Below are 15,295 nucleotides of genomic sequence, written 5' to 3'. Positions count from 1 at the left end.
GGTCACTCCGTGAAGTAGGCGTCGTGGAACACGGGCTCGCCCTGCGAGGCCTCGAGCCAGAGGCCCTTGAGGTCGGGCCGGCTGGCGATCGTGGAGGTCTGGGCGTAGAGGCCGACGGCCACCGCCTCGTCGCTGAGCTGCTGCTGCGCCCGCTTGTAGTAGCGGTTGGCCTGCTCCGTCGTGCCGGCCGAGAGCGCGTGGCGGATGGTCGAGACGATCTCCGGGTTGTTGTAGAAGGTGGTGTTGGCGTTGTTCGGCTCCGCCGCGGTGGTTTCGCGGAAGTTGATGTAGAGGATGCCGGCGTGCGGACTGGTCCAGTAGCCCAGCTGCGCGTCGTAGCTGTCCGGGGTCGAATACGTCCCGGAGAATAACTCCGACTGGGTCACCGGGTGCAGGTCCACCTTGATGCCCGACTCCTTGACCTGCGCCTGGAGGTTCTGCAGGGCGGTGGCGCCCTCCTGGGTCACGATCGAGTTCAGCCCGAAGACGATGTCGACCGCCAGCTCCTTGCCGTCCTTGGTCCGGGTCCCGTCCGCCGACCGGCCGGTCCAGCCGGCGGCGTCGAGCAGGGCGGCGGCCTTCGCCGGATCGTAGGGGTAGTCCCCGGCGACGGAGGCGTTGTAGCCGGGGGTGGTTCGGCTGACGTACCCATTGCCCTCGAACGGGACGACGCCGAGGAAGGCCGAGTCCACGTTGGCCTTCCGGTCGGACGCGTAGGCGAAGGCCTGGCGGACCCGGCGGTCGGCGAACGGACCCTGCACGGTGTTCAGCGACAGCGTCACGGGCCGACCGGGCGTCACGTACTGCTGGACCTGGAACCTGGAGCTGGCATCGGCGAAGTCCACCGTCGGGACCTCGCCGATGGCGTCGGATTCGTCGCTGACCAGGGAACCGTACCGGGAGGTGTTGTCCTGCACGAACGACCAGATGACCGAATCGACGTAGGCCGGTCCCTGGTGCCGCGCATTGGCCGGGGCGGAGTCGTAGGAGGCGTTGCGGTGCAGCGTGATCGATTCGCCCCGCTTCCACTCGCCGACCGTGAACGGCCCGGAACCGATCGGGGCCTCGCAGTTCTGCTGTTCGGTGCGCGTCCGCAACGCGGTGGGGGACTGGATGCCGAAATACGCCTGGCTTAACGCCGAGAGCAGCGGCCCGTAGGGCGCCTTCAGGTGGACCCGCAGCGTGGTCGCATCGACGGCCTCCGCCGAGGAGTAGTAGTCGCCGATGTGGGCCTGGACGGTGCCGTTGCCCCCGGCCATCCAGTAGTCGAAGTTCTCGGCCACGGCCTGGGCATCCAGCGCGGTCCCATCGGTGAACTCCACGCCCGGCTTGAGCTGGAAGGTCCACGTCTTGCGGTCGGCGGAGACGCCCCACGACCGGGCCAGCCACGGGACGATCTTCCCGCTGTCGGTCTGGGAGACCAGCGAATCCAGCACCGAGCGCGACAGGTAGGCCTGCTGAACCCACCCACCGTAGACGCACGGCACCTCCTGCAGGTGGGCGTAGCGGATCGTTCCGCCCTCCACGCGCTGGCCGCCATTCGGAGCGGCCGTCGCGGTTCCGCCGCAGGCGGAGAGCAAGAGCATCGACGTCGCGGCGAGTGCGGCACCCATCACGTGCGTGGGACGCCGTCGCGGAACTGGCCTGCGGGGTGTCGGGGTGGGGCCCGGGGAAGGGTGGGACACGGTTTCTCCTGCGGATCGGCGGGATGGGAGGTGGATTGCCGTCAGTTCTACGCGGGCAGCACACGCCCGCACCACGCCCGCTTCACCGGCTGTCGCGGCACGACACGGGGCGTCTCATCCGGGCTCCGGGCGTCGCTTCGCACCGCTGGCGCGGCGTCATAGGGGGTCATGTGACGCGGTTTCGTGTCGTCGCAAGACACTGCACGACGCCGGACGTCGGGTCCGTCGACGCGGGTGAACCCGAGTGCCAGCATGGTCGGCACACCTACGACCAGCCAGGGAGCACACCATGGGCAAGCCGCTGCACTTCAACGCGTTCGTCATGAACACCACCAGTCATATCCACCACGGCCAGTGGCGCCGCCCCGACGCTGGGCAGACCCGGTTCAACGACGTGGACACCTGGATCGCGCTGGCCCAACTGCTCGAGGCCGCGAAGTTCGACGCCATGTTCTTCGCCGACGTGTCGGGCCTGTACGGGGATTCGGACGCCGACTACGACATCTACGTGGAGGAGGGGTTGCAGATCCCCTCGAACGATCCAACCGTCCTGCTCGGGGCGCTCGCCGTGAGCACGAAGCACATCGGCCTGGCGACCACCTCCAACGTGGTGCAGAACCACCCGTTCAACTTTGCCCGGCAGATCTCCACCCTGGACCACATCTCCAAGGGCCGCATCGCGTGGAACATCGTGACCGGGATGCAGGACAACGGTGCCCGGAACTTCGGGCTACCGCAGCTGACCGACCATGCCGAGCGCTACGCCTGGGCCGACGAATACGTCGACGTCGCCTACAAGCTGTGGGAGGGATCGTGGGACGAGGGCGCGGTGCTGGCCGACCAGGAGGGCAGCCGGCACGCCGACCCGACCCGGGTCCACAAGATCCACCACGAGGGTCCGCGCTACCGGGTCGAGGGGCCGCATCTGCCTTCGCCGTCGCCGCAACGCACCCCGGTGCTGTTCCAGGCCGGCAGCTCGGCCTCGGGCCGGGCCTTCGCCGCCCGCAACGCCGAGGCGGTCTTCATCATCGCCCCGAGCCCCGAGGTCGCCCGGCTGATTGTCGAGGACACCCGCCGCCAGGCCGTCGAATTCGGCCGCCGGCCCGAGGACATCAAGTTCTTCGCCGGCCTCTCCTTCGTCATTGGGGCCACCGAGGAGGAGGCGCTGGCCAAGTCTGCCGAGTACGACGAGTACGTCTCCATCGACGGCTACCTCGCCCACATGGCCATCGTCGACAAGACCGGCCGGGTCTACCCGCCGGAAACCCCGCTGTCAGAAGTGGACACCAATACGGCCAAGGGCTTCACCGAATGGGTGTCCAAACACATCACCGACCGCGAGCCGCTCGTGGAGGACCTGGCCTGGCTGCAGGCCCGTAACTCCCGGATCGTCGGCACCCCCGAGCAGATCGCCGACCGGCTGCAGGAATGGCAGGACGCCGGGGTCGACGGGATCAACGTCATCAACTGGGTGATCCCCGGTTCCTTCGCCGAATTCGCCGACGAGGTCCTGCCGGTGCTGCGCGAGCGCGGCCTGGCCCAGAGCGAGTACGCCCCGGGTACGCTGCGGGCCAAGCTCTTCGGCGCCGACCGGCTCAACGAGCGCCACCCGGCCGCCGCCTACCGCCGCGCCTTCGCCACTGACGACTCGACTGCTGCGCAGGCCGCGGCGCCAGCGTCCTAAGTCTGGAGACCGGACGCAGGGAATCCGGCCGGCTACGTCGCGGTCGTGATGTGGACGTTGAGGGGTAACAGCTTCCGAGTCAGCCAGTCCATGTCCCGCTCGAAGGCGAAGGCGCGGCCCGTTCCGGGCGCCGCAGCGAAGTCCGCTGGTTTCCCGGGGCGCCCGAAGAACACATACGATTTCGCCGAGTCATGTAGCCGGCTCATCCAGACGATGCCGTCGAACCCCGCAGTATGCACGGACTGCGCCCACCGGACCGTTTCCGGATATCGGCGGGGCGAGGTCCGGGTGATGTCGGCCGCGTCCTGCCCGATCCTCCGGAATCCGTCGCCATGGAGGGCAACCAGCCGCAGCTCCCTGGACGAGGTGATGCCCGAGAGCACCCTGCTGCGCACCAGCCGCCGGTCGAGCCGGCCGCCCGCGACCGGGACATCGTGCAGCAGCACTTCTGCCACGGCGGCGTCTTCCGTTTCGGCTGCGTAGAGTGTGGAAACGGTTGGGCTCCCGAAGAAGGCGAAGCGCGTCCTGACCGCGGCAGGCGTCGGTCCGGGATTGAATTCCCCGGGGTCGTACCTGCTCCAGTGGACACGGTAGAGGGTTGTTCCAGTGGCGAGGATCTCCGCCCGAGGAGCCACGTGCTGGCCTTCAGGGGCCTGCATCACCATGTCGCGCCATAGTGCGCCGCAAAGGCGGCGAGGACGCCCTGAGGATCGTCGAGGTGGTCGACCGGGCGGGCGTCGTCATCCCACCACGTCGTGGGCGCGGTGAGCCAGAGGAGTGTCGCCTCTTCCCCGACGTCCAGTGTGTCTGCTTCGCTTTTCAGGTCCTTCATGAGTTCCAGGGGCCCGTTCGCGCCGAGTTGGAACGCCGGGTAGAGATACCGGTTGAGGCGCTTGACGGCCATGAGCCTCCCGCTGCGGCGGGCATCGGAGGCATAGCTGCTGCGTCCGGTGGAGGTGGAGCCACAGTGGCGGGCGACGTTGGCCGCAGGGAGCAGGCCGAATTCCCGGTCCACCGCTCGCCAGGCGTTCTCCGTGGCCTGTGCCCGGAGGGCTTGCTCGGGAGTGCTCTCCGCCGACAGGGTCGTGAGGCTTGATTTGAGGGCGTGGGCTGCCCGCAGCTGGTCGCGGACGAGCACGAGGGCCTCCAAGCCAAGACCGTCGTGGTCCAGGGCCCGGATCTCCTGCAGCAGTTCTTCTTCCCGGGGGACGATGCTCACGGCGGCCTTCTTCCTGCGATTCTTGTGATCTATTATATCGCGGGAAACGCAGGAAACACAGGACCGGTGCCCGCGGGCTAGCCAACCTCCGTCATCGGGTGCAAGCTGTTCAGCAGCACATTCAGCAGCCGATCCCGACCGGATCGATGGTTGGCGGGAGGGGCAGGGCATGGACGACGACGGCCCACTGCTGGCCACGGGGGTGGTCTTCTTTTGGCGCGGGCCGGCCCCCTTCTACTATCTGCGCGTGCCCGATGACGTCGCCGCGTACATCCACGACGTCTCCGCCCAGGTCACCTATGGCTGGGGCGTGATCCCGGTGACCGCCACCGTGGGCGGCACCAGCTTCACCACCTCGCTGTTCCCGAAGGACGGGGGCTACCTGGTGCCGCTGAAGGCCGCGGTGCGTCGGGCCGAGGGGATCGAGCTCGACGACGAGATCACCGTGGACCTGGAACTCGGTCGTTAGGGGTGCTGCCGGCGGCCCGGGACAAGACCGCCACCGCATGGCCCCAGTCGATGCGTTCCTGCTCCAGCCGGGCGTTTCCGCGCTCGGCGAGGAGACCAAGCGTCTCGCGCTCGTCCCTGGTCAGGTACTCCAGCGTCGCGGTCGACGGCTTCGGTTCGGGCACGCAGAGGTCCGCATAGGCCTCCAGGGTCGCCTCGTCCATGAGCACCGATCGCGCCGTGACACCGTGGGCGCGCAACCGGTTGAGGATCGCGAAGCCATGGCTGTCCAGGTCGCCCCAATACACGACGTCGGCGCCACGCACCCAGGGGATCCGGTCGAGGCGCTCCACCGCGTAGCCGGACCCATGCACGACGACGGCGCCCTCCAGTGCGGGAATGGCGAGGATGGTCTCCAGGTTCTCCACGACGAAGACCGTCCGCGGGGCCATGTCCAGGGCGGCAAGATCGGCCACCGGCGCCGAGACGTCCCCCAGGCCTCCGGGAGCCAGATGGGGGTCGAGGAAGCGGACCCTGACCAGGTCGGGGCGGGCGGCCAGACCCAGGTCGGCACGTCCACTGGCCGCCCGGTGCAGCCGCTGCACCAGCCGGCGGTGCGTGCCGACCCATTTGGAATCCACGCCGCGGATCGGCAATTGGCGGATGTACAGCCCGGATGCCGGGTGTTCGGCGAGCCATGCCAGGACCGCGGCCAGCCGCTCGAAATCGCCGTCGTCCACGGCGGCAACCTCCGTCGCGGCCCCGGGGAGCGCCGCCGTGAGCGCGGCACGGTCGCCAGGTACCGTCGTGGCCAGTTGGGCGAAACGGCCGCGGAGCCGGGCCCAGTGGGCACCCCGGCCCGCCACGCGGGCGGCGTCGACGGGGGTGGTGAGGACCAGCCGTTCCGGCACGCGCTGGGTCCCCAGGTTCGCCCACCGGCGCTCGCCCCAGATCACGGTCCCGGCCCCGTCTTCGAACCCCTGCCAAGACCTGGCCCAGGCGACGGCGGCCGCCTGGTCGGCCAGGGCGGCCCGCTCGGTGGGCGGGTGCAGGGCCACCACGGCCACGGGACCTGCGGACGCCTCGATCGGCTCCGCCGTGGCGGCCGCTGCCCAGGTTCCGGCAGACCGGTCATAGCGCTTGCGGACCTGGGCCCGGGCGGCCTCGGGACTGACAGGGGCCGGGTTCACCAGAGTGTTCCCGCCCCATCGCCATCGGGACCCTGGCGTCCCTTCGCCCCCACTGGGACCTCCGGCTCGTCGCCGGTCGGGTCCCCGGCGTCATCGTCCTCGTAGTCCAACGTGGCGATGCGGGAGTCCTTGAAGTCCACGCACCGGATCACGGCCGTCCCGCCGATGTACCCGGAAAGTGTCTGGAGCAGCTTCAGCGGGGTCGCCAGCACCATGTGGAAGCCAAACTCGTGGAAGACGTCCATCGCCATGCGGGTGAACCTCGCGTCCGCCTTGTCGAACGCCTCGTCCATCATCACCGTCCCGTAGCGCGGCACCAGCTCGTCGTCGCGGGTGAGCTGGTAGCGCAGCGCCGCTGCCAGGCAGAACGTCACGAGCTTTTGCTGCTGGCCGCCCGAGAGTCCAGCGCTGGTGTCGTGGATGTTCACCGTGCGGCCCTGCGGATCCACCTCGAGCGCGGTGAACCTCACGTGCAGGCGGGTGTCCAGGCACTGCCGGCGCCAGGACGCGTCGGCTGCCTCGCTGGAGGCCAGGCGCTGCATCAGCCGGCGCATCGTCTCGAAACGCTGCTCGGCGTCCTGCCGGTCCTCCGTGGCCCAGGAACCGGCGGCGATCGTCTGCAGGTCGGCCAGGAACTGCCGGCCGAGCTCCCCGCGGTTCTCCTTGACCTGGATCCTCAGGAAGCGGCCTTCGTCAAAGGCGGATCGGGACAGCGACCGGTTGACCGGGTCGATGCGGTCACGCACCTCCCCGGGGGCGCGGCGGATCTCGGCGGCCAGCTGGGCGACGTTCTGCTGGGATTGGCTCTCCAGCAGGTCGAAGAAGCGCGTCTCGAACTGCGGCAAGCCGTCGGCGACCAACCGCTCGAGCAGGCGCAGATACCCCTCGCGGTCCTCGATGTCCGGGCCCAGGTCGGCTGCCGGTGCCGGCCAAGCGGTGCGGAAGGCGTGGGCCGCGGCCGCGAAGTCGCGGGCCGCCCGTTGGGCATCCTCGGTATGCCGGCGCTCATCGCCCGCCAGGGCCGAGTTCACGGCGAGGGCGACGTCGTCGATGATCTCGTGCGAGATCCGCCGTCGTTGGGCATGCGTGGTGAACAGCTCCTCGAGCCGGGCAGCGGTGTCGGCGGGGACGTCGTCGGCCGGACCGGCCCCGCGCAGTGTCTCGATGGTCCGGTCCAAGGTGTTGACCTGGGCGGCGGCCTCGGCCGCCTCGCGCCGGTGCTCGTTCTCCCGGGTGCGTGCCGCCGTGTGCCGTTCCTCGGCCTCGCGGGCCTCCTCCTGTGCCGCACGCAAATCGTCGTTGGCCCCCAGCAGGGACTCGAGCCGTTGGCGCTGTTCGGCGACGGCGGCCGATCCGGCGGCCACGTCCAGCTCGCTCCACTGCAGTGAGTGCAGTTCCTCGAGAGCGTCGAGGCGACGGCGGGACCGGTCGCGTTCGGCCGCGAAGGAATCGACCTGCCGCTCGGCCTCCTCGAGCGCCGCGGCGGCGCCGCGGAGCCGGTCCAGCAGGTGGTCCAGCTTGGCCTCGGTGCTGAAGCCCAGGTACCAGTTGCCGCGGTCGTCGATGCGGGACCGGTCGTCCTTCTCGTACACCGTCCGCGAGCGCTTGACCTGCCCGGATCGGGTCACCGCACGATCATGCCCGGAAAGCTCGGCCGGGGACTCGACGCACGCGAAGTCGTAGCGCCGGGAGAGCTCCAGGTGCAGCCACGCGGCCATCGGGCCGTCGGAGACGTTGACCCGGTGGACCAGGGACACGTCGGAGGCGGCCGATCGTGGGGCCTCCGGGCGGGGCGGGATCTCCACGAACACCAGCCGCGTGCCCAGGTGCTGCTCGTCGACGGCGGTGCGCACGGCGGGAAGGTGTGTTTGGGGAACCAGCATCAACGTGGCCAGGGGCCGCAGCACGCGCTCGATCGCCCCGGTCCACTCGGCGTATCCGGCGTCCACCTCCAGCAGCTCGCCGGCGAACGGCAGTGCCTGTTCCGGTAGCCCGGCGGCGGCCGCGACCCGGGTGCGCGCCTCCAGCAGGCGGCGGTCCAGGTTCGAACGCTGGCGGCGCAATGCGGTGACGTCCTTTTCGAGGGAGTCCCGGTCGTGTCGGGACGCCGCCCGCCGGTCGTGCAACTCCAGCAACCGGCTCCTGGCCTCCTCCTCGCCAGTGGCCCACGCGTCCCGTTCCCGGCCGGCGGCCGTGCGCAGCTCCTCGAAATCGGTGAACGTGACCGGTACGGGCAGCCCCGCCTCCTCCAGCCGTCCGGCGAGCCGCCCGCTGCGGGAGGTGATGTCGGCGAGCTTGCCCTCGGCCAGGCGGATCCATTCGCGCTGCGTCTGGACGGCCGCGCCGCCGCTCTCGGCGACCCGCTGGCGGGTCACGGCCAGGGCATCGTAGAGATCGCGCACCCGGTCGGTCGCCTGCCCGGAGGCGTGTTCGGCCGCAAGCAGCCGCTCGCCGGCGGCCTCCCGGGCATCCTCGGCCAGGCGGAGTTTCCAGGCGTCCTTGAACGGTGGCACGGCAGCGGCCAGCGCCCCCGCCTCGGCGGCCGCCGCGGCACCGGCCTCGTAGTCGCGGGCCGGTCCCGCCATGTCCTGGAGGTGGTCGCGCTGGCGCCGGGCCTCGACGACGGCGGCATGGGCCTGGGAGAGCTCGGCGAATTGGGCGACTGCGTTCTCCGCCTGGGCAAAGGTCTTGGGCTCATCCAGCATGAAGGTGCGGAAGAGCTCGTCGAGGTTCCCGAGCGACTTGGCCGCCTGGGTCTTGTGAAGCAGCAGCACGGCGTTCTCGCCGGAGATCCCCAGCATGCGGCTGAACCGGGCGGCGAAGCGGGAGTGCTTGTCCGTGGCCTCCACGGCCTCCGGCCACCCCGCCTTGATCCGGCGGACGTCGACCCCGTTGCGCAGGTGCGGGACGAAGTCGGCCAGCGACGTGTCGTCCTGCAGGATCAGCGACAATTCCTGGACGTCGGCGGGCGTGTTCGTCCCCCGGCGCAGATGGTACAGCTTGACCAGGGCCACCGGCTTGCCGCCGGTCCCGTCGGTGTAGCGCAGCAGGATTCCGCTGTAGGTGGCCGCGGGGCGCAGGTACTCGCTGGCCACCTCGCCCGTCTCCTCATCCGCACTGCGCCGCCAGGCGCCGCGGATATAGCTGACCAGGCTGCGGTCCTCGCCGCGGGCGCCGCCGTCGTTCGCGGCGGCATTGAAGCGCAGCTTCCCGCGCGGGGTGAGCACCGCTGATACCGCGTCGAGCAGCGAGGACTTCCCCGAGCCCGAGGGGCCGGTGACCAGGAAACCCTGTCGGGCCACGGGGACGGACCAATGACCCTGGAAGGTGCCCCAGTTCAGCAGTTCGATGCCCTCCAGCCGCCATTGGCCGACATGGATGGAACTCATGCGTCCTCCTCGTCATCGGGGACGACGGCGGTGTCCGGCTCGCCGTCGTCAGCACGGGGGACCTCGGTGGCCGAACCAACCGGCGTCGCCAGGCGGCGGTATTCGCTGCGGACCGCGGCAATCTCCTCGGCCCCGAAGACCAGCCGCAACACGGGGGAGACCTCGAACCGGCCCTCCGTGGTCGTCTTTGCCAGCAGGCCGAACTTGACCATCTTGTTCCAGGAGGTCTCGATGCGTTTGGAGAATCCAGCAGGATCCGCATTGTCCTGGCCGCGGTAGACCTGCAACTGGTCGGCGACCTCGTCGGCGCCGACGATGGTGCGCGTGCCGTGGGCATCGTGCAGGAGCTGCTGGCGCAGATGGAGCAGCATGGCCGTGTCCAGGAACGTCAGCGGGGCGGTCCGCATGACCTTGGGTGCATCCGAGGTGGCCTGGACGTTGCGGACGAAGGCGACCTGTGATTCGCGATCGGCCACCAAGTCCAGAAACAAGTCGGCCAGCCGGGAACGGATCTGCTCCTCGTCCGCCAGCAGTGCGGACCAGAGGTTGGCGTGGCGGGCCGCCGAGAGGTAGGGGCCGCGCAGCAGCTGGACCAGGGCGCGGCGCGAGGGCTCGCGCAGGCTTCCGCCGTCGCCTTCCCAAAGGCCGGGCGCCCGCGTGGCGTCCCCGCCCGGGCCGTCAAGCTCGGGGGCCGGGCCGGCGATGGGCTCGGAGCCGTTCATGGGGTGATCCTTCCGGTGAACAGGTGTCGATCGAGGGTACCGTGGCGGTCATCCCAGTGGACGTCTTCCCGGCCGCCGACCGGTTCTGCGTGTTCCTGGGCCAAGACCAGCAGTCCGACGACGCTCGCGACGCCCTGGGATGCCGGGTACGCCGCCAGCACCTCGGCGATGGTGGCCGCACCCTGCCGATCGACCACGTCGTTGACGTTGGCTTCCAGCTCCGCCATGTCGATGTCCGACGCGCGGGCCAGCGCCATCAACTCGTCGATGTCCACGACGTCGATGTCCTGGGCTACGGGGGCATCCCCGGCTTCGAAGTCGCCGGGGTTGTGCAGTTTCAGGGCATCGACGGAGGAGAGTCGCATGCTGGTCAGGTCCAGGTGCAGCCCGGTGCGGGCCCAGGGCTTGACGGACTCCGATGCCTGGAGCGCCTCGCGCAGGCCGGCACGCAGCTGGCGGCTCATCTGCCGCTCCCGTTGCAGTTCCTGGCTCTGGACGAAACGGCGCAGGCTGCGGCTGAACGTGGTCAGGACCGTGTGGATCTCCGAGCCGCGGTCCTGCAGGGACGGCATCAGCCGACGCAGCGTGCGGACCTGGGTGGGGGAAAGGCGGCCGATGAAGTTCCGGTCCATGACCCGGGCCAGGCTCTCCTCGAATTCGAGTCCGCGTTCCGGATCCAGCAACAGGGCGTAGAACCCGGCGAAGCTGCGCCCCGCATCGGATTCGGCCAGCAGGTCCACCCCGCGGAAAATGTCCTCGAGGACGGACGCACGCGGGCCCTCCTGCTCGACCAGCCGTTCGCGCAGGGTCCGGTTGAGCTGTTCGAGCTGGCTGCGGACGCGGGCGAAATCGGCGGGGACCTCTTCGACCAGACCCAGGATGTCCCGGATCCGCTCGAGCGCCCGATCCGCGTCGAGCACGTCGATCTCGCCCGCTTCCACCCGGTCGATCTGCGCCTGGATGCGGTCCCGCTCGGCGTGGAGTGCGCCCAGCCGGGTCGCGGCGTCCGGATCGGTGTCGCGGGCGAGCTCGCGCAGGCGGTCTTGGATGGTGGCCAGACGGGACTCGGTGACACTGTGCCGGGGCTCGGCCAGGTCGATGACGAAGCGGATGGCGGTGAGCGCGCCCGGTGAGAGCTCGAAGGTCTCCTCGCGGGACTGGTCGGCCGAGCGGCGGACGAGGATCTGCTGGTTCCGCCATTCAGTGCAGTAGGCCTGCGCGGTCTGGGGGAGGTCGAACCCCTCGCCCCGGAGTTCCTCGAGGTCCGCGTCGACTTTCTCGAACAATACCGGGGCGGCCAGGCGCCGCTGCTCCCCGGCCAGATGCTGGCCCAGGATGGCGACCGCGACGTCGGCGTTGCGGGCACGGAGCATCGCCCAGGCAGGGTCTGATGCCTGTAACCGGGAGGCCGCACGGGCGGCGCGCAGAACGCTCACGGTCTCACGCTACCGGGCGCCGCTGCCAGTTGGGGCTCCGTCGCTTTGAACGACAGGAAATGATTCAACTCGGAACTACCGTAGACGGAGGTTGGCGAGGTGCGCGCGTTCGGCTGGGCTGTAGTCGATTCCGCGAGTATCCGCTGCCCGTGGCCGGGACAGGAGGATCAAGGCATCGGTCAGGTGGCGTTCGCGCCCGGGATCCACCATGATGCGCAAGGCGGCGGCCTTACCGATGAGGCACCCCAGGTAGTTGGCTACATTCACTCGCCCGACGATTCCGTCCATCGATGCATCCAGGGTCTGCATACGGTTGATGGCCTGCTGACCGCCGGGGGCGGCCAATGTTGTCCCGCCAGCACTCCCCGTGCGGGATTCAGCGCGCGTTCCTGTCCACCGGGGTATGAGGACGTCGACCGAGGCATCTCCACGTATCCATCGGTGCTGATGTCCTTCAAAGGATTCCCCGGCGGGGCGGAAATCCAGCCCTTCGAGAACTTCGGTAAAACGTTGGAGCATATTTCCGTGGCTTCGAATGTCCATGATCACATCGGCGTCGTCAGTTGGGCGCACCTGCGTGGCGTCACGCGAAATCGTGTGGAGGTATACGGCCTGGCCCCCAACTAATACCCAGCCAAAAGGCAGTCGCTGGTGTACTTCGAAGACCGCCTGCCATGAGGCCCTTTGACGCGGGGGTGCTTCGGGGAGCTCAATCGTGAGGGACCACTTCCTGCAGGATCCGGCGTGCCTCCTGCTGTTCTCGCCATCCGGCCCGGTCGGCCAGATCTGCGGCAACGATGGGCAGCGCGATGCCCTGGGGTGGTTCATCAACGATGTGCAGTACGACATTGGCCATGGTGGGAGAGGTCCGGGGAACGAGCAGCCATTCCCAGGCGAGGCTCTCCTCGTCGCCTTCGGCAACGTAGGCCTCGATCTCGTTGTTGGCCAACAGCCGACTTGATGGATGGGAGACGCCCGAGATTTCGAGACGCGGGTCCTTCCGGAACTTGGCGAGATCGTGGTCATCAAGGCTGTAGGCCTCATGGCGGGCGCGTCGAGCCATCCACGCCGCAAGGAGCCGCTCGGGCGCCTCTGCTGCGGCCAGCTTGGATTTGGCCGCCCGTAGTCGTTGTCGCTGCAGGGGAGTGGTCTCGGTGCCCGAAGGATCGACCAGATACGAAGACAGACGCCAGGCATTGGCCCGCGTCATCGGCCGTACCGGCTCCGCGTGGCGCTCCAGGCTTGACGGATCAAGCAGCCACGAGCCACCGATTTTGCGGCCGGCGATGCTTCCGGCACGGGCGAGTTGCCGCACGCGACCCTCCGAGATCCCGCTGCGTTCGGCATATTCGACCACGGAAATTTCCATATCACTAGCCTATCGCAAACGGTATGCTAGTGATATGCCTGGGGTTGAGGAAACGGAAACGGTCCATGGGCAACCAAGCCCATGGACCGTCGTCGTACTCCCACACCGTGATGCGGGTACGCCAAGGGGTACCGCTACTTCTTCTTGGATGTTCCCTTCTTCGCAGAAGAGGACTTCGTCGAGGCGGCGGCCGACTTCTCCGTCTGCGCCGAGGCGTCATCCAGGCTGCCCGAGCTGTTCTCCAGGTGCGAGCGCATGAACCACTGGAAGAGCTCGAGCTCGGCGATCTGGCCGATGAGCATGTCCTCGGTGATGGGATCGAGCTCTTCGGCGACCGCCCGGGCCTCGCGGTGGCTTTCGATGACGCCGATGTAGACCTGGTCCAGGGCGGCGAGGTGCTCGGCAGTCCCAGCACGCTGGATGTCGTAGTCATCCCACGGGCGGGCCTGCACCATGGCGCCGGCCAGGCCGTTGGGGGAGACACCGAGGGTTGCCATGCGTTCGGCGATCGCGTCGATCATGGCGCGGACCTGGTCGATCTGCGGATCCAGCATCTCGTGGACGCCGATGAAGTCGCGGCCGACCACGTTCCAATGTGCGTGCTTGAGCGTCAGCTGCAGGTCGTTGAGGGCGTGGAGGCGCATCTGCAGCGTGTCGCCGACCTTATGACCGTCTTCGAGGCTCAGCCCGGGGACGGTGTATCCGGCGTGTGCGGTGTTCTTGGTTGCCAAGGTAATTGCTCCTTCTGTGGATGGTGTGTGGTGGTCGGGGCCTAGGCGGAGAGTTGGTCCTCGATGGCGCCGACGAAGGGGTCCAGATCGCCGGGGTTGCGGGAGGTGATCAGCGGGAACCCCTCGGCCGTGCAGCGGAAGACCTCCACGTCCTTCCATGTGCCGCCGGCGTTCTCGACGTCGGTCTTGATCGAGATGTAGGAGGTCAGCGTCTTGCCCTTGACCAGACCGGTTTCCACCAGCAGCCACGGGCCGTGGCAGATGGAGGCGATGGGCCGCCCCGAGGTGGCGAAGGCGTTGGCGATGCGCTGTGCGTCGGCATCCAGACGCAGGTTGTCCGCATTCAGGGTCCCGCCGGGGACCAGCAACAGGTCGAAGTCGGCTTCTGCGACATCCGCGAGCGCTGTATCCACGGGGATCTTCTCCCCGAGGTCCCAGTCGCCGACCAGCGTCTGGACGTCTTCTGGCTTGGGGGCCGCGACCGTGACGTGGGCGCCCGCTCCGCGCAGCCGGTCGACGGGGACCTTCAGTTCATCCTGCTCGACGCCGCGGTTCGTGACCAGCGTGAGGATCTTCTTACCGGCTAGATCTGCCATGGTTTCGTGCTCCTAACGTGAAAGGAAGTCAACGTCATCAACCCTTCCACCGGGCCCAGTCAGTGGCAAGCAAGTGCGTGGGGTTTGGCTACCGGCGTACCGGCCCGGCGGCGCGGGGAACGGGTCTATTCGCCTTCTGTCGAGGTCTCATGGTGCGGGGTGCCGACCGGTTTGGATTCGGAGGAGCCACGCTGGCGCAGGTAGATCGACAGGGTGACCATGGAGCCGACAGCCAGCAGCTCGGACTGCCAGTTCTGCAACGTCCGGTTCCAGAAGTCCGCGGAGGCGACATACCCGAGCCAGGTGACGGTTTCCTGTCCGTGCTCCATCTGGTCGCTGTTGTAGACCACGACCCCGGCAACGGATTGGGCCCACCAGGAGACCAGGAAGACGGTTCCCATGACGAGCAGCAGCGAGTTCGAGAACAGGACCCGGCGCCACCCGTTGGCCTTGGCCCAGGCAGGCGAGTTGTCCTTGGCATGTTTGCCGACCAGCTGCTGCTTGTCGGTGCCCACGCCCGCGTCACCGACCTTCTTGGATTCCGGCGACCCCTTCTGGACCAGCCAGATGGTGGCCAGGATGAACAGGAAGAACTGCAGGTACTCGGATTGCCAGTTCTCGGCAACGTCCACGACGAAGTCGGATGAGGTGACGAACGCGCCCCAGCCGACCCCGAGCTGGCCGTGGGCGATCTGGTCGTCGTTGTAGGCGGCGAGCCCGGCGAAGGACTGCGCGAGCAGTGTCAGCAGGAACAGGGCGCCGAAGACGATGCTCAGGCTTTGGTCGCGAACCTTCGATTTCATGGCCGCTACCGACCCGAGAACCCG

Annotated in this window: 14 protein-coding genes; 2 read left to right on the top strand and 12 right to left on the bottom strand. The window is 68.6% G+C overall.

Going from position 1 to position 15,295, the window contains the following annotated elements:
* Positions 1 to 2: 2 nt before the first annotated feature.
* The gene (locus AC1MEQ_RS08955; RefSeq protein ID WP_479795861.1) at positions 3 to 1,685 is read right to left on the bottom strand and encodes an ABC transporter substrate-binding protein; all 1,683 of its coding nucleotides are present in this window, start codon (positions 1,683 to 1,685) and stop codon (positions 3 to 5) included.
* 289 nt (positions 1,686 to 1,974) lie between these two features.
* On the opposite strand from AC1MEQ_RS08955, the gene AC1MEQ_RS08950 reads away from it, so the two are divergent.
* Positions 1,975 to 3,369, top strand: a complete 1,395-nt coding sequence (locus AC1MEQ_RS08950; RefSeq protein ID WP_479795859.1) for an LLM class flavin-dependent oxidoreductase — start codon at positions 1,975 to 1,977, stop codon at positions 3,367 to 3,369.
* A 32-nt stretch (positions 3,370 to 3,401) separates the two neighbouring features.
* Here the strand turns inward: AC1MEQ_RS08950 and AC1MEQ_RS08945 are convergent, their stop codons facing one another.
* The gene (locus tag AC1MEQ_RS08945) at positions 3,402 to 4,034 is read right to left on the bottom strand and encodes an RES family NAD+ phosphorylase (RefSeq protein WP_479795857.1); all 633 of its coding nucleotides are present in this window, start codon (positions 4,032 to 4,034) and stop codon (positions 3,402 to 3,404) included.
* Complete coding sequence (locus AC1MEQ_RS08940) at positions 4,028 to 4,588, bottom strand: hypothetical protein (RefSeq protein ID WP_479795856.1); 561 nt, start codon at positions 4,586 to 4,588, stop codon at positions 4,028 to 4,030. Before AC1MEQ_RS08940 ends, AC1MEQ_RS08945 begins: the two co-directional genes overlap by 7 nt.
* A 169-nt stretch (positions 4,589 to 4,757) precedes the next feature.
* Between AC1MEQ_RS08940 and AC1MEQ_RS08935 the strand changes: the two genes are divergently transcribed.
* The gene (locus AC1MEQ_RS08935) at positions 4,758 to 5,057 is read left to right on the top strand and encodes a DUF1905 domain-containing protein (RefSeq protein ID WP_479795855.1); all 300 of its coding nucleotides are present in this window, start codon (positions 4,758 to 4,760) and stop codon (positions 5,055 to 5,057) included.
* Here AC1MEQ_RS08935 and AC1MEQ_RS08930 read toward each other — a convergent pair.
* The 9 genes from AC1MEQ_RS08930 to AC1MEQ_RS08890 form a co-directional block, all read right to left on the bottom strand.
* A complete protein-coding gene (locus AC1MEQ_RS08930; RefSeq protein WP_479795854.1) occupies positions 5,029 to 6,225 on the bottom strand; it encodes a Wadjet anti-phage system protein JetD domain-containing protein in 1,197 nt (398 codons plus the stop codon). The two genes, AC1MEQ_RS08935 and AC1MEQ_RS08930, sit on opposite strands and share 29 nt — an antisense overlap.
* The gene (locus tag AC1MEQ_RS08925; protein WP_479795853.1) at positions 6,222 to 9,614 is read right to left on the bottom strand and encodes an ATP-binding protein; all 3,393 of its coding nucleotides are present in this window, start codon (positions 9,612 to 9,614) and stop codon (positions 6,222 to 6,224) included. Before AC1MEQ_RS08925 ends, AC1MEQ_RS08930 begins: the two co-directional genes overlap by 4 nt.
* A complete protein-coding gene (locus AC1MEQ_RS08920; RefSeq protein ID WP_479795852.1) occupies positions 9,611 to 10,336 on the bottom strand; it encodes a DUF4194 domain-containing protein in 726 nt (241 codons plus the stop codon). The genes AC1MEQ_RS08925 and AC1MEQ_RS08920 overlap by 4 nt, the downstream gene beginning before the upstream one ends.
* Positions 10,333 to 11,772, bottom strand: a complete 1,440-nt coding sequence (locus AC1MEQ_RS08915; RefSeq protein ID WP_479795851.1) for a DUF3375 domain-containing protein — start codon at positions 11,770 to 11,772, stop codon at positions 10,333 to 10,335. Before AC1MEQ_RS08915 ends, AC1MEQ_RS08920 begins: the two co-directional genes overlap by 4 nt.
* 75 nt (positions 11,773 to 11,847) lie before the next feature.
* Complete coding sequence (locus tag AC1MEQ_RS08910; protein WP_479795850.1) at positions 11,848 to 12,039, bottom strand: hypothetical protein; 192 nt, start codon at positions 12,037 to 12,039, stop codon at positions 11,848 to 11,850.
* A gap of 442 nt (positions 12,040 to 12,481) precedes the next feature.
* A complete protein-coding gene (locus tag AC1MEQ_RS08905; protein WP_479795849.1) occupies positions 12,482 to 13,141 on the bottom strand; it encodes a helix-turn-helix domain-containing protein in 660 nt (219 codons plus the stop codon).
* A gap of 134 nt (positions 13,142 to 13,275) precedes the next feature.
* Positions 13,276 to 13,872: a Dps family protein gene (locus AC1MEQ_RS08900; protein WP_479795848.1), complete on the bottom strand. Its 597-nt coding sequence runs from the start codon at positions 13,870 to 13,872 to the stop codon at positions 13,276 to 13,278.
* Between the two features lie 41 nt (positions 13,873 to 13,913).
* A complete protein-coding gene (locus AC1MEQ_RS08895; RefSeq protein ID WP_479795847.1) occupies positions 13,914 to 14,468 on the bottom strand; it encodes a type 1 glutamine amidotransferase domain-containing protein in 555 nt (184 codons plus the stop codon).
* Positions 14,469 to 14,593: 125 nt separating this feature from the next.
* A complete protein-coding gene (locus AC1MEQ_RS08890; protein ID WP_479795846.1) occupies positions 14,594 to 15,271 on the bottom strand; it encodes a DUF6766 family protein in 678 nt (225 codons plus the stop codon).
* Positions 15,272 to 15,295: the final 24 nt, after the last annotated feature.

The organism is Arthrobacter sp. ASL1 (assembly GCF_056680475.1).
The sequence above is the reverse complement of the archived record's forward strand: the minus strand, read 5'-3'. Positions and strand labels throughout refer to the sequence as shown.

What these genes read in the sequence shown, in the direction of transcription:
- AC1MEQ_RS08920 (WP_479795852.1), bottom strand. Translation starts at nt 10,336, where the DNA reads ATGAACGGCTCCGAGCCCATCGCCGGCCCGGCCCCCGAGCTTGACGGC.
- AC1MEQ_RS08905 (WP_479795849.1), bottom strand. Translation starts at nt 13,141, where the DNA reads ATGGAAATTTCCGTGGTCGAATATGCCGAACGCAGCGGGATCTCGGAG.
- AC1MEQ_RS08925 (WP_479795853.1), bottom strand. Translation starts at nt 9,614, where the DNA reads ATGAGTTCCATCCATGTCGGCCAATGGCGGCTGGAGGGCATCGAACTG.
- AC1MEQ_RS08890 (WP_479795846.1), bottom strand. Translation starts at nt 15,271, where the DNA reads ATGAAATCGAAGGTTCGCGACCAAAGCCTGAGCATCGTCTTCGGCGCC.
- AC1MEQ_RS08950 (WP_479795859.1), top strand. Translation starts at nt 1,975, where the DNA reads ATGGGCAAGCCGCTGCACTTCAACGCGTTCGTCATGAACACCACCAGT.
- AC1MEQ_RS08895 (WP_479795847.1), bottom strand. Translation starts at nt 14,468, where the DNA reads ATGGCAGATCTAGCCGGTAAGAAGATCCTCACGCTGGTCACGAACCGC.
- AC1MEQ_RS08945 (WP_479795857.1), bottom strand. Translation starts at nt 4,034, where the DNA reads ATGGTGATGCAGGCCCCTGAAGGCCAGCACGTGGCTCCTCGGGCGGAG.
- AC1MEQ_RS08935 (WP_479795855.1), top strand. Translation starts at nt 4,758, where the DNA reads ATGGACGACGACGGCCCACTGCTGGCCACGGGGGTGGTCTTCTTTTGG.